Below are 18,113 nucleotides of genomic sequence, written 5' to 3'. Positions count from 1 at the left end.
CCCAACCCCGTATGCCGCATCCAAGGATGTCCCTTCCGCCCATGGGACCAAGCACTCAACTATCTCGCAGGCTGGCCATCCTGGCAACATATAACGTCAAATGCCGGATATCAGCGCGGTAATGTGAACCAGGTGTTGTGTGGCCATGAACGCGCGGTACGGCCGGCGTTGTTCGCTCCGGCTCCCCCCGGGTGGCAGCGCCCTGCCACCCGCGCGGACCACCGCGACCGCCCCCGCGGCCACCGCCAGGGCCACCCAGACCAGCTCCACCCCCAGCAGCAGGATCACCGCGAACAACGCCACGACCAGCCCCGACGCCGCCACCGACATGAACCACCTGGAGGCCCGCTCACCCCTGGTCACCACGATCGTGCGCCGTCCCGCCGCGGCGTCCCCCTCGAGGTCGGACAGATCCTTGGCCGGCACGCCCACGAGCGTCATCCACGCGATGGACGCGGCGGCGAACACCAGTAACCCGGTAGGGGTGGCGACCGCCTGGCCCCCGGCCGCCAGCGTGAAGCCCCCCAGATACGACAGCAACCCGGACAGCACCAGCACCACGACGGTCCCTCCCGAACTGCCCTTGAGCGGCAGCGGCGGGCCGGAGTAGAGGTAGCCCAGCACCAGGTTCGCCCCCACGATCAGCGTCATCGGGCCCGGCAGGTCGAGCGTCGCGGCCAGCGACAGCACCGCGGCCACACCCGCCACGAACAGGGCCGACCCCGGATCCAGCGCCCCGCGGGCGATCGGCCTGGCCGATCCGTTGACGCGGTCCTCGGTCACGTCGGTGACGCCGTTGAACAAGTAGATGGCGAAGATCGACAGGACCCACGCCGCGGCGCCCTGCAGCACCTTGAGCGGCTCCGGCGCCACCTCCACGACCGGCAGGGCCAGCACGACCCCGGTGAGGAAACGCAGCGCGGACACGGTCAGAACGGCGGGCCTGGCCTCGGCCACGCACATCGCCAGCATCGAAGGGATCGAACCTGTCGCGTTCCTTGACGCGGTAACTCCAGCCATGGCCGGATTCTTGCCCCCGCCACCCGCGCAGATAAGGGGGTGATACGAAAGTTGTAGTCCCCGATGATTCCTCGGATACCCGGCCTACAACCTCCCGGGAATCCGTCTTGCCGGGCCCTCCGCCGCACGGCTAGCTTCGGCTCGAGTCGACCAGACGCGACGATAGGGAATGTCATGCTGGATTTCAAGCTGCTCGGGCACGTAGAGGTGCGCGACGAATACGCTGGAATACTGGCACTGCGCGGACCGAAAATCCGCCAGGCGATTTCCCTGCTCGCGCTCAACGCCGGGCGCACGGTCGGCTTCGATCAATTCATCGACGAATTGTGGCCGTCCAGGACGCCGAAAGACGCGTTGAAGACCCTGCAGACCCACATCTATTACCTGCGCAGAATGCTCGGGCCCGCGGCGGGCGAATCCATCGTCACCAGGCCCGCCGGCTACGTGCTGCGCACCGACGCGGACCGCGTCGACGCCCTCGTCTTCCCCCGCCTGGTCGCCCAGGCGGGGCAGCAGGCCCGCGAGGGCAGGATCGCCGCCGCGGAACGGCTGCTGGAGCGGGCGCTCGGTCTCTGGACCGGCTCCTCCGCCCTGGCCGGCGTACCGCTCGGCTTCGTGCTCGGACCGCCCGCGACCGCGCTCGACCAGCAGCGGCTGCGCGCCCAGGAGACCTCCATCGACCTGCGGATCAAGCTCGGCAGGCACACGGAGCTGATCGAGGAACTGCGCGCGCTCGTCGTCGCGCACCCGCTGAACGAGACCTTCCACGCCCAGCTCATCACCGCGCTCACGCGCTCCGGCCGGCGCACGGACGCCCGGCGGGCCTACGAGGGGCTGCGCATTCTCCTGGACGCCGAGCTGGGCGTGAAGCCCACGTTCGAGCTCCCCGCTCCGCATTGAAAAGGCCTGCGAAAGGAAAACCGATGAAGGGTGTCGAGCGTTACGCCGGATTCACGCCCATCGACCTGGTCGACCGCACCTGGCCCGGGAATCGAATTCGCACCGCGCCGCGCTGGCTGTCCACCGATCTGCGCGACGGCAACCAGTCTCTCGCCAATCCGATGACCCCCGAGCGCAAGCTCATGATGTTCGAGCTTCTGGTGGATATGGGATTCACGGAGATCGAGGTCGGCTTTCCCGTGGCCAGCAGGAGCGACCACGACTTCGTGCGCATGCTCATCGAGCAGGACCGCATTCCCGACGACGTCCGCATCACCGTGCTCACCCAGGCCCGCGAGGAGCTCATCGAGCAGACGGTCGACTGCCTCAAAGGCGCGCCGCGCGCGATGATCCACATTTACAACGCCACCTCCCCGGTCTTCCGCGAGGTCGTCTTCGGCATGGACCGCGACGGCTGCAAGGAGATGGCCGTGCGGGCCACACGGGTGATGATGGACGGCGCCGAGCGCCGGCTGCACGGCACCGACGTGGCCTTCCAGTACTCCCCCGAGCTGTTCAACGAGACCGAGCTGGACTTCTCGCTGGAGGTCTGCGAGGCGGTCATGGACGTCTGGCAGCCCGGCGAGGGCCGCGGGATCATCCTGAACTTCCCGACCACGGTCGAGCGCTCGCTGCCCAACGTCTTCGCCGACCAGATCGAGTGGCTCGGCCGCAACCTGTCCAGGCGCGAGCACGTGTGCCTGTCCGTCCACCCGCACAACGACCGCGGCACCGGCGTCGCCTCGGCGGAGCTCGCCCTGCTCGCCGGGGCCCAGCGGGTCGAGGGCTGCCTGTTCGGCAACGGCGAGCGGGCCGGCAACGTCTGCCTCGTCACGCTGGGCATGAACATGTACGCCCACGGCGTCGACCCCGGCCTCGACTTCTCCGACATCAGCGCGATCCGGCGCACCGTCGAGGTCTGCAACGAGCTCCCGGTCCACCCGCGCCACCCCTACGGCGGCGACCTCGTCTACACCGCCTTCTCCGGCTCCCACCAGGACGCCATCAAGAAGGGCTTCGACGAGCTGGAACGGCAGGCCGTCGCGCGTGACCTGCCCGCCGGTGAGCTGCCGTGGCGGGTGCCGTACCTGCCGGTGGACCCCAAGGACGTGGGCCGCACCTACGAGGCGGTCGTGCGCGTCAACAGCCAGTCGGGCAAGGGCGGCGTCGCCTACGTGATGAGCGCGTGGCACGGCATGAACCTGCCCCGCGGCCTGCAGTCCGACCTGGCCGCCAAGGTGCAGGCGCACGCCGACACCATGGGCGGCGAGGTGTCGCCGAGCCTGATCGGGACGCTGTTCGCGCAGGAGTACCTGTGCCACGGGGACGTCGCCGCGACGACCGGCTGGCCCGCGCCCATCACCGCCTCGCTGTACGTGGACGGGGCCTTCGACCACTGCGGCCCGCGGGCCGACACGTTCAGGACGCTCGGCGCGCTCCTCGGTCCCTGGGGCATCCAGGTGCGCGTCGTCCACCGTACGGGCCGCTCCCTCGACCACGAGGAGCTCGCGCCCGACCAGCGGCTGCTCGGCGGCTGCTCGCGAGAAGAGACCGTGATCTACGCGGAGTGCGCGCTCGGCGACGAGGTGGCCTGGGGCGTCGGGATCGACGCCGACATCGCCACCGCCGCCTTCCTGGCCGTGAGGGCGGCCGGGTCGCGCCTGGTCCGCGAGACCCACACCAGCCGTGCCGTGAGCGTCGCCGCGGCGGGGCACTAGGAACGGGGAGAAGCGATGTCACTGGCCACCCTGCGTGCGCTGCTGGACGAGACGGTATCCGGCAAGGGCCGGATCGCGATGGTCACCGGCGCCATCGCCACCGGCAAGAGCAAGCTCCTGTACGGCTTCGCCGAAGGCGTCTTCGAGCAGGGCGCGCTGCCGCTCACCGCGACCGGCTCCCGCGCCGAGTCCGAGGTGCCGCTGGGCGTGCTGTCCCAGCTCATCCACAGCGCACCGCTGACGGAGGAGCAGCAGGAGACCACGCTCGGCCTGATCAGCGAGGACACCCGCGCCAAGCTCGGCATGGACCCGCGCTCCGAGGCCATCGAGCACATGGACGTCCAGGTCGTGGACGCGCTGGCCAGGGTCCTGCTCGACCTGTCGGAGCGCTGCCCGCTGGTGATCATGGTGGACGACGTCCACCACGCCGACCGGGGCTCGCAACTGTGCCTGTCCTACCTGGCGCGCCGGGTCAGGTTCGCCAAGATCATGCTGGTCTTCAGCGCCGCCGACCACAGCCCGCACCTGCAGAGCCTCTTCCACACCGAGGTCCTGCGCCAGCCCCACTGCCGCGCGGTGCGCCTGGGCCACCTGTCGGCGGAGGGCGTGGCCGAGCGGGTGGCCGAGCGCGCCGGGGCCGAGGCCGCCGAACGGCACGCGGTCACCTGCCACCAGCTCAGCGGCGGCAACCGGCTGCTGGCCGACGCGCTGCTGGAGGACCTCCAGGACACCGGCGCCCCCGCCACCCGCTACGGCGACGCCGTCCTGGCCTGCCTGCACCGGGCCGACCTGCGCATGCTGGTGGCGGCCAGGGGCCTGGCGGTGCTGGGCGAGCCGGAGCGCCTGGGCAAGCTGCTGGGCGAGAGCGAGCCGGCCACCGCCAAGGCGCTGATGGCCCTGGACGGCGTGGGCCTGCTGGACGAGGGCCGCTTCCGGCACGAGAGCGCCAGGTCGGCCGTGCTGGGCGAGCTGGACCCCGCCGAGCGCGTCGGCCTGCACCGCCAGGCGGCCGAGCTCACCTACGACGAGGGCGCGCCGGTGGCCGTGGTGGCCCAGCACCTGCTGAAGGCCGGGCACGCCGAGGAGCCGTGGGCGCTGTCGGTGCTGGAGGAGGCGGCCTCGCACGCGCTGCGCGACGACGGCGTGGAGACCGCGATCGAGTACCTGAAGCTCGCCTCGCGGGCCTGCGACGACGAGCGGCGGCGGGCCAGGATCGCGACCATGCTGGTGCGCGCCAAGTGGCGCATCGACCCCAGCACCCCGACCGGCCAGCTCGCCGAGCTCACCCGGGCCCTGCACAAGGGCAACCTGGGCGGCTCCGACGCGGTGGTGCTGGCCAAGGCGCTGCTGTGGCACGGCCACGCGGGCGACGCCAAGGAGGTGCTCGGCCACCTCGCCGAGCCCGACCGGCTCGACCAGGAGGCGGTGGCGGAGGTGGCCGCGGCCAGGCCGTGGTTCCGCGGCACCTACCCCTCGTTCCTGCGGCACCTGCCCGGCCTGACCCGCGAGCAGGCGGGCAGCGCCGCCTCGTCGCTGCGGGTGGGCCGCCGGATGGAGTCGGCGGAGGCGCTGGCGGGCGTGCTGGCCGAGGGCCCGAAGGAGGAGACGATCGCCACGGCCGAGCAGATCCTGCGCGGCTCGCACCTGGACGAGATGTCCATGGACACGGTCGAGAGCGCGCTGCTGACGCTCACCTACACCGACCGCTTCGGCAAGGCCGCGCCCTGGTGCGACGCCTTCATCGAGGAGGCGGCGGCCCGCCGCGCGCCGAGCAGGCAGGCGCGGCTGTCGGCCATCCGCGCCGAGATCGCGCTGCGCAGGGGCGACCTGTCCGCCGCCGCGCAGGACGCCACCCGCGCCCTGGAGATCATCCCCGCGGGAAGCTGGGGCGTGGCGGTCGGCAGCCCGCTCGGGACGCTCCTGCTGGCCGGCTCCGCAATGGGCCGCCTGGACGAGTGCCTGTCCCGCTTCGACGAGCCGGTGCCCGACGCGATGCTGGAGACCCGCTACGGCCTGCAGTACCTCTACGGCAGGGGCCGCTTCAACCTCGCGGCCGACCAGCCGAGGCAGGCGCTGCGCGACTTCATGCACTGCGGCGAGCTGATCCGCAAGTGGGAGATGGACGTCCCCGGCTTCCTGCCCTGGCGCGTGGAGGCCGCCGAGGCGCTCATCCAGCTCGGCCAGAGCGAGGAGGCCCGCCGGCTCATCGACGACCAGCTCACCCGCTGCCGCGGCCGGTCCAACCGGGTCCACGGCATCGCGCTTCGGGTGCTGGCCTCGGTCAGCGAGCCGCGTACGCGGCCGATGCTCCTGCGGCAGTCGAGCGACCTGCTGCAGTCGTGCGGCGACCGGTACGAGCTGGCCAGGGCGCTGTTCGACCTCACCGAGGCCTACCACGCCAAGGGCGAGGCGCGCCGGGCGGGCATGCTCGGGCGGCGGGCCCGCGTCCTCGCGGAAGCCTGCCACGCCGCCCCGCTGAGCCGGGCCCTGTCGCGCGGGCGCAGGACCGAGTCCGCGCCCGAGCCCGAGCACCACGGCGAGAGCCCGGTGCTCAGCGACGCCGAGCTGCGAGTGGCGACGCTGGCCGCGGAGGGCTTCACCAACCGCGAGATCTCCGGGAAGCTGTTCATCACGGTCAGCACCGTGGAACAGCACCTCACGCGGATCTTCCGCAAGCTCAGCGTCACCCGCCGCACCGACCTGCCGACGAGTCTGGCCCGTGAGCACACCTGAGCGGGTCTCACTCCGCGATGGCGGTGTGCATGACCCAGCGCAGGACCGGCAGGTCCTCGCCGTCGACGGAGGCGTTCTCGCCCTCGTGCCTGAAGTGCTCGTAGCCGGCGCCCAGCGGCAGCTTGAGCGTCTCCTCGACGGCGACGACCCGCTGGATGCGGCGGTCGGCGGGCAGATGGGGCGGACCGCCGAGCAGGATGACCTTGACCTGGGACATGGCTGGCTCCTTTCAGAGGGGGATGTTGGAGTGGCGCCCTCTCGACGGGGGCGCCTCGGCGAGAGCCTCGGCCAGGCGCAGCCGGGTGGTCTCCGGAGCGATGACCTCGTCCACGGCGCCCATCGCCAGGGCCCGCTGCACGCCGCCGGACACGCGCTGGTGCTCCTCGGTCAGGCGGGCCAGCAGCTCCGGCCGCGCCTCCTCGGGGGCCGCGGCCAGGACCTTGCGGTGCAGGATGCCGACCGCGGCCTCGGCGCCCATGACGGCCACCTCGGAGCCCGGCCAGGCGAAGACGCGCGTGGCGCCGAGCGAGCGGGAGTTCATGGCGATGTAGGCGCCGCCGTAGGACTTGCGGGTGATGAGCGTGATGCGCGGGACGACGGACTCGGCGAAGGCGTGCAGGAGCTTGGCGCCGCGCCGTACCACGCCGCCCCACTCCTGGTCGACGCCGGGCAGGTAGCCGGGCACGTCCACCAGGACGAGCAGGGGGACGCCGAGCGAGTCGCACATGCGCACGAACCGGGACGCCTTCTCGGCCGACAGCGAGTCGAGGCAGCCGCCCTTGCGCAGCGGGTTGTTGGCCAGCACGCCGACCGTGCGCCCGCCGAGGCGGCCGAGACCGGTGCACATGTTGCCCGCCCACTTGGGCTGCAGCTCCTCGAAGCCGTCGTCCACGATGGCGCGCACGAGCTTGCGGGCGTCGTACGCGCGGCGCGGCGAGTCGGGCAGCAGCGAGGCGAGGTCCCTGGGCTCGCTCAGCTCGGTGAAGTCGAAGGCGCCGTGCCGGGTGAAGAACCCGGCCAGGCGGCGGGTCCTGCGGTAGGCCTCCTCCTCGTCGGACACCGTGATGTGGGCGACGCCCGACTTGGGGCCGTGGGCGGCGGGACCGCCGAGCCCGGCCATGTCGATCTGCTCGCCGGTGACCGTTCTGACGATGTCGGGGCCGGTCACGAACAGGCGGGCGTCCTCGGTCATGACGATCACGTCGGTCAGGGCCGGGCCGTACGCGGCGGCGCCGGCTGCGGGGCCCAGGACGACGGAGATCTGCGGCACCACCCCCGAGGCCCTGGTCATGGCGGCGAACATGCGGCCCACGCCGTCCATCGACTCCACCCCGTCGGCGAGCCTGGCGCCGCCGGAGTGCCAGAGGCCGATCACAGGGGACCCCTGGAGCACCGCGACGTCAATGGCCTCGACGATGTGCTGGGCTCCCTCCGCGCCGAGCGCGCCGCCCTTCAGGGTGGCGTCGGTGCAGAAGGCCACCACGGGCGCCCCGTCGACCAGGCCGCGAACTGCGGTGACGCCGCTGCCGTCCTCCTCGTGCAGCGGCACGGCGGTGTCGGTGTCGAGCAGGCGGGAAAGGCGGACCGACGGCGCCCTCGTATCAGTGATTCGTTCTGACAGAACTGTCATCGCTGGAGATTTCCTGACGCTCGGCAGTGGTTAATGGCAAAAGTGCCAAGATCACAACGCCCTGCCAACCCTTAATGCCCGGTTGCCGATGACAGCTTGTTGCCGCCCTTTCTGCGCGTTGACCGGCCACCTATATAGGCGTTTCCATATCGTGATCTCACTTTTGGAGGACTGACGTGTCCCAATGGTCCTTACCGATCGTCTCCGCGCTTCTGGTCTCGCTGGCGGTTCCGCCGGGGGCCACCGCCCATACCCCGCAGACCGACCCTGCCGCGCTGGTCAACGTCTTCCACGGCACCAAGGAAGCCGCCCCTGACTTCGGGCACGGCGGCGGCGGAGGCATGACCTTCCCCGGCGCCGTCCTGCCGTTCGGCATGATGCAATGGAGCCCAGACACCGTCAGAGAGGCCGGCGGCGGATACGCGTGGGAGGACAACCGCCTGCGCGGATTCTCCATGACGCACATTTCCGGGCCGGGCTGCAACGGCGCCCAGGATTTCCCGATCATGCCGTTCTCCGGCGTCATCGGCCGCTCCCCCGCCACCAATGGCTGGGATTACGTCCAGACGTTCAAGCACGAGAATGAGAAAGGCCGGCCGGGCTCCTATTCCGCCACGCTCGACAGCGGCGTGGGCGTCGAACTGGCCGCCACCACCCGCGCCGGAGTCGGCCGCTTCACCTTCCCGACCGGCAAGCCGGGCACCGTGCTGCTCAACACCAGCGGCTCCATCAACGGCGTCGACGACGGCGAGACCAAGGTCAGCGGCAACACCGTCGAGGGCTGGATCCAGACCGGCGGCTTCTGCGGCCCGCCCATGCGCTACAAGGTCTACTTCCACGCCACCTTCGACCGGCCCATCACCGCGTACGGCACGTGGAAGGACGACGCCGTCATCCCCGGCGCCGCCCGCGTCAAGAACACCGGCCCCGCCCGGGTCGCGAACGCCGAGACCGTCGGCGACGGCGACGTCGGCACCAGCGGGCCGGGCTCAGGCGCCTACCTGCAGTTCGCCCCCGGCGAGAAGGTCCAGATGCGCGTGGGCCTGTCCTACGTGAGCCTCGACGGCGCCAGGAAGAACCTCGCCGCCGAGGTCGGCGCGCAGGGCCTCGACCAGATCAGCGACCAGGGCTTCGCCGCCTGGAACAAGCGGCTCGGCCAGATCCGGGTCACCGGCGGCGGCGAGGACCGCCAGCGCACCTTCTACAGCAACCTCTACCACGCGCTGCTGCAGCCGCACGTCAGCGACGACGTGGACGGCCAGTACCCAGGCTTCGACCACAAGCCCAAGCAGGTACGGCCCGGCCGCCACCACTACGCGCTCTTCTCGGGCTGGGACATCTACCGGAGCGAGGTCCAGCTCATCGCCCTGCTCGACCCGGCCGTCGGCGCCGACATCGCGCAGTCGATGTACGACAACGCCCAGGCCGTCGGCAACGTCTGGGACCGCTGGTCCCACCAGATCGCGATCACCGGCGTCATGGTCGGCGACCCCTACCACTCCATCCTGGCCAGCATGTACGCCTTCGGCGCCCGCGACTTCGACGCCCAGAAGGCGGTCCACGCGATGGCCGAGGCGGCCAGGCGGGTCGGCCCGCAGGACATCGGCAGCCCGCTGCTCGGCTACGACGAGCGCCCCGGCAACGCCGCCTACATGGGCCAGGGCTACGTGCCGATCGACCCCGCCACCACCCTGGAGTACACGATCGCCGACTTCGGCATCGCGCAACTGGCCGCAAGGCTCGGGCAGACGCAGATCGCGCAGGAGTTCACCGCCAGGTCGCAGAACTGGCAGAACCTCTACAACCCGGCCAACGCCTGGATCCAGCCGAGGGCCAAGGACGGCTCGTTCGTCTCGCCGTTCGACCCGGCCAGCATGCAGCTCTACGTGGAGGGCAACGGGGCGCAGTACCACTGGATGGTCCCGCACAACGTGAAGGGGCTGTTCACCGTCATGGGCGGCAACGCGCAGGTGCTGCCTCGGCTGGACGGCTTCTTCAAGAAGCTCAACGCCGGGCCGCACGAGCCGTTCGCCTACCTGGGCAACGAGCCGTCGCTGGGCACGCCGTGGCTGTACGCGTGGGCGGGCCGGCCGTACCGGACGCAGGAGCTCGTGCGGCGGGTGCAGCAGGAGCTGTTCCGGTCGGGGCCGGACGGGCTGGTCGGCAACGACGACCTGGGCGCCATGGGCTCCTGGTACGTGTGGTCGGCCATGGGGCTCTACCCCGCCATCCCCGGGCGGGCGGAGCTGATGGTCAACACGCCGCTGTTCGACAGCGTCACGATCACCAGGCCGCAGGGCGCGATCACCGTCAACGCCCCCGGCGCGGCGGCCAACCCCTACGTTCAGGCGCTCAAGGTGAACGGCGTCGCCACCGGCAAGGCATGGCTGCCCGAGTCGTTCGCGCAGCAGGGCGGGCGGCTGGACTTCACGCTCGGCGCCACGGCCAACACCCAGTTCGGCAGCGAGACGTGGAACGCCCCGCCGAGCTTCGGTGACGGCGTCAAGCCGTACCTGGCCGGGCTGAGCCCGGGCAGCGGGCCCGTCCAGCCGGGCGGCAGCTTCAGCAGCGAACTGGCCGTGCAGTCGGCCGGCCGGGCGCAGAACGTGGCCTGGACGGCCAAGGCCCCGGCCGGGATCACCGTCACCCCGTCCAGCGGCATCCTGCGGGTGCCCGCGGGCGGCAAGGCCACGCAGAAGGTGGTCGTCTCGGTCAGCGCCGGCACCGCGAAGGGGTTCCACGAGGTGGACATCCTCGCCGGTGACGTGATCGCGGGGCTGCGGCTCAACGTCGCCGAGCGCGGCACCGTGGCCTGGGCGCAGAACGGCGCCGGCATCGGCGACCCCGACCATCCGGGCATCGCCAACCTCGACGGCTTCAACTTCAGCTACTCCAACGAGGGGCTGGAGGCCAACGGGTTCGTGCCGGGCAAGCCGTACAAGTGGAAGGAGTTCAACTTCACCTGGCCGGACCGCAAGCCGGGCGAGTGGGACCACCTGCGGGTGGGCAGCGGTCCCGTCGAGGTGAAGGCGCCGCCCGGGGCCTCGAAGGTGGCCTTCCTGGGCTCGGCCACGTTCGGCTACCCCGAGGTGGACGTGACGATCACCTACACCGACGGCAGCACCGGCAGCGGCAAGCTGGGCTTCAGCGACTGGATCCTGGACTTCAGCAGCGCCGAGCCGCAGCACGGCAACGAGATCGTGGCCAAGCTCCCCAACCGGCTGTTCGGCGGTTCGTGGGCGTTCCAGCCGATCCCGTCGTACCTGTTCGCCGCCCAGCCGATCGCGCTGGACCCGTCGAAGCAGGTGCGCAGCCTGACCTTCGGACCCGTTCCCGAAGGCGCCATGCACCTGTTCACCTGGGCGTTCGCCTAGGTGGCTAGGAGGGGGCGGCGTCCAGGTAGACCCAGGCGCCGCCCTCTCTGACGAACCTGCTCACCTCGTGCGTCTGGCCCGCGACGCCCGCGTGGGTGTAGTGGGCGCGGAACTCCACGGTCCCCTCGGTGTGGATCGCGCTGCCCGCCTGGGTCGCGACGATCTCCAGGCGCTCCCAGCGCAGCCCGCGCTCGATGTCCACCCGGCCGGGGCGGGTGCGCGGATGCCAGGTTTTCAACAGGTAGGCGGAGTCGCCCACGGCGAAGGCGCTGTAGCGCGAGCGCATGAGCTGCTCGGCCGTCACCGCCCGCGCCTGGCCGCGGTGCAGCTTCCCGCAGCACTCGTCGTACGGCGCGGGCAGCCCGCAGGGACAGGGACGCTTGGCCATGGGCCCATCGTGTCAGGTGTAGAGGACCGCCAGGAACCTGACCAGGATCTCCTCCCGCTTGGCCGCGGGCAGCGCGTCCAGGATGCTGTTGACCACGGCCATCCCCGGCTGGCCCGCGCCGCCGAGATCCACCCCGACCGCCGCCGCCAGCTCGCCGAACTCCCGGTCGCCGAGCGCGTCCAGGTCCAGCCCCGCCACCATCTCGACCAGCCCGTCCGGGACCTGTGCGGGACCGCGTTCCCTGGCCGCCTCGGCGGACTCCGCGATCACCTGGAGCATCGCGTCCACGCCCTTGAGCGTGGCGCCGGTGACCGTGATGTGCAGGTTGGCGGGGATTCCGGCGTACGAGAGCTGCGGCTGGATGAACCACCCGCGCGCCCGCGCCTCGTCGGCCAGCACGAAGACGTCGATCTCGGCGGACGTGAACGCGATCAGCGACCCGGCCGGGTCGCCCAGCACCCGCAGCCCCGGGATCGCGGCCAGACCCTCGCGCAGCCGCCGCGCCGCCTCCAGCGTGTCCCGCCCCAGCTCCCGGTAGCCCTCGTGACCCAGCGCCCGCAACGTCGCCCACGCGCCGCCGAGCGGACCCGCCGACTTCGAGCTCTGCACGCTCGCGTTGATCACCGTGTATCCCGGCCAGGCCGCCGAGGCGAAGTACGCCTTCCTGCGCATCGCCGGATCGGCGAACAGCACCACCGAGGCGCCCTTCGGCGCGTACCCGAACTTGTGCAGGTCGCACGAGATCGACGTGACCCCCGGCACCGACAGGTCGAACGGCGGCACCTCCGCCCCCGCCTCCCGCAGCCACGGCAGCAGCCACCCGCCCACGCACGCGTCCACGTGACAGGGCACGCCCGCCGCGGCCGCCACCGCCGCGACCTCCGCCACCGGGTCGACCACCCCCTGCGGATACGACGGCGCCGACGCCACCACCAGCACCGTGTCCTCGTCGATCTCCGCCTGTACGGCCGCCGCCGCCACCCTGAACGTCTCCAGGTCCACCGGCACCGCCCTGACCTGCAGGCCCAGGTAGTGCGCCGCCTTGTGGAAGGCCGGATGCGCGGTCACCGGCGCCACCAGGTTCGGCCGCGCCCGACCCGCCGCGTCCCGCGCCGCCTTGACCGCCAGCATGATCGACTCGGTGCCGCCGCTGGTGAAGATCCCGTGCCCGCCGCCGAGCACCGCCGCCACCTCGCCGACGACCTGCTTCTCCATCTCCACCACGCTCGGGAAGGCCGTCGGGTCGAGGGTGTTGACCTCCAGCATCTCGAAGTAGGCGCGGGCCGCGGCCTCGTGCACCTCCGGCCTGCCGGTGTCGTAGACGTAGGCGGTCACCTGGCCGCCGCGCACCGGCAGGTCGTGCCGCCTCAGCTCGGCGATCTCGGCCAGCAGTTCCTCGGCGGTCCTCACACGGTCTCCTTCTGTACGGCGAGCCGGCCGTACCGGCTGATGAGGGGCAGGCTGAGCAGCATGAGGGCGGCCGGCAGCCCGGTGAAGCCGAGCAGCATGCCCGTCAGCGCCGGGCCGGTCTGCGCGGCGGAGGCGGAGGCGAAACCCGACAGCGCCAGCACCGCGGCGAACAGGCCGGGACCGAGGGCCAGTCCCGCCGTCTCCCCGGCGGTCCACAGCCCGGTGAACGCGCCCGCCTGCGCGTGGCCGGTGCGGACGGCGTCGGCGTGCACGGTGTCGGGCAGGAGCGAGAGCGGCAGCAGTTGCAGCCCGGCGTAGCAGAGCCCGGCCAGGGCGGTCAGCGCCAGCGTGGCGGGCAGCGAGCGGGCCGCGATCGCCGGGACCAGCCCGAGCGCCGCCAGCCCGAATCCCAGGGTGGCGGCGAAGTAGCAGCGCACGTGGCCGTAGGCGCGGGCCAGCCTCGACCAGCCCGGCACGGCCAGCAGGCTCGGACCGACCAGGCAGACGAACATCACCGAGGTCAGGCCGTAGTCGCCCAGCCGGTGCGCGGCCACGTACGGCGCCCCGGCCAGCATCACCGCGACCGCGAGCGCCTGCGTCACGAAGGCGGCCAGCAGCGCGAAGAACGGCCGGTTCCCCCGCGCCAGCCGGAACGCGGCCACCGGCCCGAGCTGGTGCGGACCCGGCCGCGAGACGACCCAGCGCGTGCCCAGTGCCGCCGCGACCAGCGCCGCCGCCATGACCGCGCCCACCGAGAGCCCCATGAACGCGTATCCGGCCCGGCCGCCGCCCGCCCCCTCCACCACCGCCGGTGCCAGCCCGCCGGCGACCAGGATGCCGGCGGTCAGGCAGACCACGCGCCAGGACATGATCCTGGTACGGCCGCGCTGGTCGTCCGCCATCTCGGCGGGCAGCGCGACGTAGGGCACCTGGAAACACGCGAACGCGGTGGCGGCCAGGAGGAACGCTCCTCCTGCCCAGGTCACGGCGTTCGCGGCGCCTTGGACCGGGACGGCGAACATCAGCGCGAAGGCGACGGGCAGCGCGATCGCGCCGGTCAGCAGCAGCTTGGTCCTGCGGCCCGTGCGGACGGCCTCCCGGTCGCTGGCCGCGCCGATCAGGGGGTTGAGCAGGACGTCCCAGATCTTGGGCGCCACCAGCACGGCGCCGGCGAGGGCGGCGGGGACGGCGAGGACGTCGGTGAGGTAGTAGAGCAGCAGGAGCCCGGGAACCGCCGAAAACACCCCCGTCCCAACCGACCCCACCCCATACCCCAGCAACCTCCCCCACCCAAGCCCCCCACCACCCAGGCCGCCCCGCACCGAGCCCGCACCGTCCGGGCCTTCCGGGCTCTCGTCATCCGAGCTGACGCGCTCCGGAGCCTGGCTGCTCGGTGTGGCTCCGTTCGGGTGGGTTTGTTCTTGGTCGGTCATGGGAGGGCGAGGGTGCGGTGGACGGTCTGGTGGAGGTGGGTGCGGAAGCGGCGCAACGCCACCCGGTCACCCGCGCCCCTGCGCTCGCCCTCGGCGTCCAGGACACCACCCTTGGCGAACCCGTGCACACACCAGATGACCGACCACATGGCCATCTCCACGTCCACCCCCGGGCCGATCACCCCAGCCGTGACGGCGGGCTCCAGGGCACGGGTGACCGCGTCGACGAGCGGGCGTACGTACTGACGCTCCAGGTCGGTCAGATCACTGGCGTCGGACAACCAGCGGTGCATCCACAGCGCGGGCACCTCGGGATGCTCGACGCAGAAGTCGAGGTAGTCGTCGACGAGCCGGTGAATGGCATCGACCGGATCCGCACCGGACAGCCGAGCCAGCGACGCCTCCAGAGCAGCGCGTTCGGCGGTGTGGGCGCGTTCCATGACGGTGAGGTAGAGCTCGCGCTTGCCGCCCACGTGGTAGTTCACGGTCGCGATGTTGAGCCCGGCCGCGTCGGCGATCTGGCGGGTGGAGGTGCCGTCGTAGCCGAGCGCGGCGAAGAGCTGCGTGGCCACCTTGACGATGTTCTCCTGCGGATGCATCCCGTCACGATATTCCGGACATACCCCTCAGTCAATCACTTGATGGAGCCCTCTCCACGCCCACACCTCGTCGGGTCGTCCGCCCCTTGGTCGCACGTCCTCCGGGGTCAGCCCGAGCCGGGTGGGCGTTGGTCGTCAGCGGGAGTTGGGGAGGGTGTCGAGGGCTTGTGAGAGCCGTTCCAGGGCGGCCAGGCAGGCGGGCCAGTCGTCGCCGAGGGCGTCCGCGATCCGCTTGGCCATCTCCTGGTGGGCGGGGCCGATGCGGCGTACGGCGGAGTAGCCCTCGGGGGTGGGGTGGAGGAGCTTCGCGCGGCGATGGGCCGGGTTGGGCAGGTACTCGGCCAAGCCCTTCTCCACCAGAAGGTCCGCTATGCGCTGGACGCTCTGCCGCGTGATGCCCATGGCGCGCGCGATGCCCGCCACCGGAAGCGGTTCACGCAGCACCGCGCCGAGCACCTGCCACCAGGCGGCGGTCAGCCCGGCCGGGCGGGCCAGTTCCTCGGCGATCGCGAGGAACTGGCCGTTGAGCCGGAACGAGGTGATCGCGCTGCCGGACAGCAGGTCAGCCTCCTCGGTCATGACTGCCCGGCCGCCTCAAGCGCCGCGAACGCCGAGCTGTCACTGTGCTTGAACAGCCGGAACCACGCCTCCAGCACCTCGGGCGTGTAGACGTTCAGCCGGGTGAAGATCTCGCGGGCGAACGCCTCGGGCTCGGTCGCACCGGCCGTGATCACGTCGCCGTCGGTCACGGCGTCGGCCTCGACGTACCGCTCCGCGCCCTTGTAGCCGGGAACCGTCGCGGTCAGGAACTCCAGCACGTTGCTGGTGTGCGCGCGATCGTCCAGCAGCCCCTGCCTGGCCAGCCCCACCGTCGCCCCGCAGATGCCCGCGACCGGCACGCCCGCCGCCACGAACTCCTTGGCCTTGCGCCCGAACCCGTCGAGCTCCCCGCTCACCCACGTGTCGGCGCCGGGCAGGATCAGCAGCGCGCTGTCCTGGGGAGAGAGCTGGTCGAGCGTGATGTCGGGCACGATCCGCAGGCCGCCCGCGGTGGTGATCGGGTCGAGGGTCTCACCGACCACGACGATCTCGAAGCCGCCGGGCTCGCGGTGCCACACACCGTTGCGGAGGTGGGTGGTGGCGTGCCCGGTCTCCCAGTCGGCGAGGGTGCTGTACACGGCGTGGTGAACTGTTTTGCTCATGACAGTATTCTGTCATTACGACAGCATGCTGTCAACACCTCCAAGGCAACCCCCACCCCACAACCCCGCGCCCTGCACAGGGGCCGCGTGTAGGCGGAAAGCGTGGCCAAGGGCGCCTGGCAAAGTCCGGGCGTGGGCCAGGAGTTCCTGGCAAGTCAGGGCGTGACCTGGAAGGCGGGTGACGTGAGGCAGGGGCTGAGTGTGGCCCCAGGATCGGAGCGCGACGCGGGCGGGCGTAGCGGTGACGTGGCGCGGGCGGAGGTGGCGTGTCGCCGTGGCTTGGCGGCAAACGCGGGAGGGGTTGGGGTGGGTGGGGGCGTGCGAGGATGGCGTGCATGGCAGAGATCGTCGGCGGAGGCATTCCGGTCAACGACGCCGAACGAAGGGTGATCGCCCACCTACGCGACCAAGCCCCAGCCGACTGGCTCCTGCTGCACAACGTCGAAGTCCCCAGAGGCGACGACCTGTTCGAGGTGGACCTGATCGTCCTCACCCCCCACTCCCTCGTGGTCGTCGACGTCAAGGGCACCCGGGGCCGGATCGAGGTCTCGGGCGGACGCTGGTTCCCCCAGCGCGGCGGCGCCGTAGGGTCGCCGGTCACCAAGCTCAGAGGCACCGCCAGGGCACTGAAGGGCCTGCTGGTCGACGCCCACCGCAGGCTCGAACGCGTCTACGTCGACAGCCTAGTGGTCCTGACCTCCCCCGACGCCGAGCTCACCGACCCCTCGGGCCGCGACGCCGTCAACGTCGCCCACCTCGACACCCTCATCCCCACGCTGGCCGACGTGTCCAGGGTGCGCCGCGGCGGCAGCCCCGACGTGCGCCCCTATCTGACCGCGATCCTGGACGCCCTCCACCAGTCGGTACGGCGCAGCACCGCCCCGCCCAGGTTCGGCAACTGGGAGGTGGAGGAGCAGTTGGGCGGCGACGCCAAGGTCACGGAGTACCGCGCCTTCAACGCCACCCTCCCCGGCAGCGAGACGGTCCTGCTCCGCGTCTACCAGGCCGACCCGCTGGCCGACCAGCAGAGCCGCGTCGCCGAACGCCAGCGCATCGCCAACGCCTACCAGTCGCTGACCCGCATCCCGCCCCACCCGAACGTGGTCCGTTCCCGCGACTTCTTCGCCATCGACGACGAGAGCCGCTTCGTCCTGGTCCTGGACGACGTGCACGGCCAGGCCCTCCACGTACGGCAGAGCGCCCGCCTCACCGTCATCCAGGACATGCTCCGCGGCCTGGCCCACGCCCATGCCAACGGCGTCATCCACCGCGCCCTGACCCCGGCCAGCGTGCTGGTGACGGACGAGGGCCACGCGGTGCTGACGGGCTTCGACTACGCCAAGCCGGGCGCCCGCGCGTACACGGTCGCCCACGAGCTGGGCAACGTCCTCGACATGCACTACGTCGCCCCCGAGTGCCAGGAGAGCCCGGACCGCATGACCCCGTCCTCCGACGTGTACGCGGCGGGTGTGATCGCCTACCAGCTCCTGACCGGCGGCCTGCCCGACGACCGGGACGCCAAGGACCAGGAGATCCCCGGCGTCGTGACCAGGATGCTCGACGACGCTCCGGCCAGGCGGCCCACCGCCGCGGACAGCCTGGCCTCCCTCGAAGGCATTCGTCAGGAATCCCGTCTCAGGCGCCTCTTCCGCCGCGTACTGTCTTGA

At 71.6% G+C, this 18,113-nt stretch carries 14 protein-coding genes; 5 read left to right on the top strand and 9 right to left on the bottom strand.

Annotation, left to right across the window (positions count from 1 at the left end; translation table 11 throughout):
* Nucleotides 1-96 precede the first annotated feature (96 nt).
* Nucleotides 97-972, bottom strand: a complete 876-nt coding sequence (locus ACIBEJ_RS43280; protein ID WP_397188788.1) for a UbiA family prenyltransferase — start codon at nt 970-972, stop codon at nt 97-99.
* Between the two features lie 222 nt (nt 973-1,194).
* Here ACIBEJ_RS43280 and ACIBEJ_RS43275 point away from each other — a divergent pair, with 222 nt between their 5' ends.
* The 3 genes from ACIBEJ_RS43275 to ACIBEJ_RS43265 are packed head-to-tail and all read left to right on the top strand — an operon-like array spanning nt 1,195 to nt 6,410.
* Entirely contained in the window at nt 1,195-1,920 is a 726-nt protein-coding gene (locus ACIBEJ_RS43275) for a BTAD domain-containing putative transcriptional regulator (RefSeq protein WP_397188787.1), read from the top strand.
* Nucleotides 1,921-1,943: 23 nt separating this feature from the next.
* Entirely contained in the window at nt 1,944-3,677 is a 1,734-nt protein-coding gene (locus ACIBEJ_RS43270; protein ID WP_397188786.1) for a 2-isopropylmalate synthase, read from the top strand.
* Between the two features lie 15 nt (nt 3,678-3,692).
* A complete protein-coding gene (locus ACIBEJ_RS43265) occupies nt 3,693-6,410 on the top strand; it encodes an AAA family ATPase (RefSeq protein WP_397188785.1) in 2,718 nt (905 codons plus the stop codon).
* Nucleotides 6,411-6,417: 7 nt separating this feature from the next.
* Here ACIBEJ_RS43265 and ACIBEJ_RS43260 read toward each other — a convergent pair whose 3' ends face one another.
* Both ACIBEJ_RS43260 and ACIBEJ_RS43255 read right to left on the bottom strand, forming a co-directional pair.
* Nucleotides 6,418-6,627 (bottom strand): DUF5988 family protein, encoded by a 210-nt coding sequence (locus ACIBEJ_RS43260; RefSeq protein ID WP_397188784.1) that lies wholly within the window; start codon nt 6,625-6,627, stop codon nt 6,418-6,420.
* Nucleotides 6,628-6,639: 12 nt separating this feature from the next.
* Nucleotides 6,640-8,040 carry an acyl-CoA carboxylase subunit beta gene (locus tag ACIBEJ_RS43255; protein WP_397188783.1) on the bottom strand — a complete coding sequence of 467 codons (1,401 nt, stop codon included), beginning with the start codon at nt 8,038-8,040 and terminating at the stop codon, nt 6,640-6,642.
* Between the two features lie 176 nt (nt 8,041-8,216).
* Between ACIBEJ_RS43255 and ACIBEJ_RS43250 the strand changes: the two genes are divergently transcribed.
* On the top strand, nt 8,217-11,414 hold the full coding sequence (locus ACIBEJ_RS43250; protein ID WP_397188782.1) for a GH92 family glycosyl hydrolase: 3,198 nt from the start codon (nt 8,217-8,219) through the stop codon (nt 11,412-11,414).
* Between the two features lie 4 nt (nt 11,415-11,418).
* Here ACIBEJ_RS43250 and ACIBEJ_RS43245 read toward each other — a convergent pair whose 3' ends face one another.
* From ACIBEJ_RS43245 to ACIBEJ_RS43220, 6 genes are all read right to left on the bottom strand, one after another.
* Entirely contained in the window at nt 11,419-11,802 is a 384-nt protein-coding gene (locus ACIBEJ_RS43245; protein WP_397188781.1) for a YchJ family protein, read from the bottom strand.
* Between the two features lie 12 nt (nt 11,803-11,814).
* Nucleotides 11,815-13,212 carry a pyridoxal phosphate-dependent decarboxylase family protein gene (locus ACIBEJ_RS43240; RefSeq protein WP_397188780.1) on the bottom strand — a complete coding sequence of 466 codons (1,398 nt, stop codon included), beginning with the start codon at nt 13,210-13,212 and terminating at the stop codon, nt 11,815-11,817.
* Nucleotides 13,209-14,456, bottom strand: a complete 1,248-nt coding sequence (locus tag ACIBEJ_RS43235; RefSeq protein ID WP_397188779.1) for an MFS transporter — start codon at nt 14,454-14,456, stop codon at nt 13,209-13,211. Before ACIBEJ_RS43235 ends, ACIBEJ_RS43240 begins: the two co-directional genes overlap by 4 nt.
* Nucleotides 14,457-14,641: 185 nt before the next feature.
* A complete protein-coding gene (locus ACIBEJ_RS43230) occupies nt 14,642-15,244 on the bottom strand; it encodes a TetR/AcrR family transcriptional regulator (protein WP_397188778.1) in 603 nt (200 codons plus the stop codon).
* Between the two features lie 135 nt (nt 15,245-15,379).
* On the bottom strand, nt 15,380-15,823 hold the full coding sequence (locus ACIBEJ_RS43225) for a MarR family winged helix-turn-helix transcriptional regulator (RefSeq protein WP_397188777.1): 444 nt from the start codon (nt 15,821-15,823) through the stop codon (nt 15,380-15,382).
* Nucleotides 15,820-16,446 (bottom strand): type 1 glutamine amidotransferase family protein, encoded by a 627-nt coding sequence (locus tag ACIBEJ_RS43220; RefSeq protein ID WP_397188776.1) that lies wholly within the window; start codon nt 16,444-16,446, stop codon nt 15,820-15,822. Before ACIBEJ_RS43220 ends, ACIBEJ_RS43225 begins: the two co-directional genes overlap by 4 nt.
* A gap of 335 nt (nt 16,447-16,781) precedes the next feature.
* Here ACIBEJ_RS43220 and ACIBEJ_RS43215 point away from each other — a divergent pair, with 335 nt between their 5' ends.
* Nucleotides 16,782-18,113, top strand: a complete 1,332-nt coding sequence (locus tag ACIBEJ_RS43215) for an NERD domain-containing protein kinase family protein (protein ID WP_397188775.1) — start codon at nt 16,782-16,784, stop codon at nt 18,111-18,113.

It is taken from the genome of Nonomuraea sp. NPDC050790 (genome assembly GCF_044456745.1).
GTDB lineage: Bacteria > Actinomycetota > Actinomycetes > Streptosporangiales > Streptosporangiaceae > Nonomuraea.
Note: the sequence above shows the minus strand (reverse complement) of the source record. Positions and strands in the feature narration are given on the sequence as shown.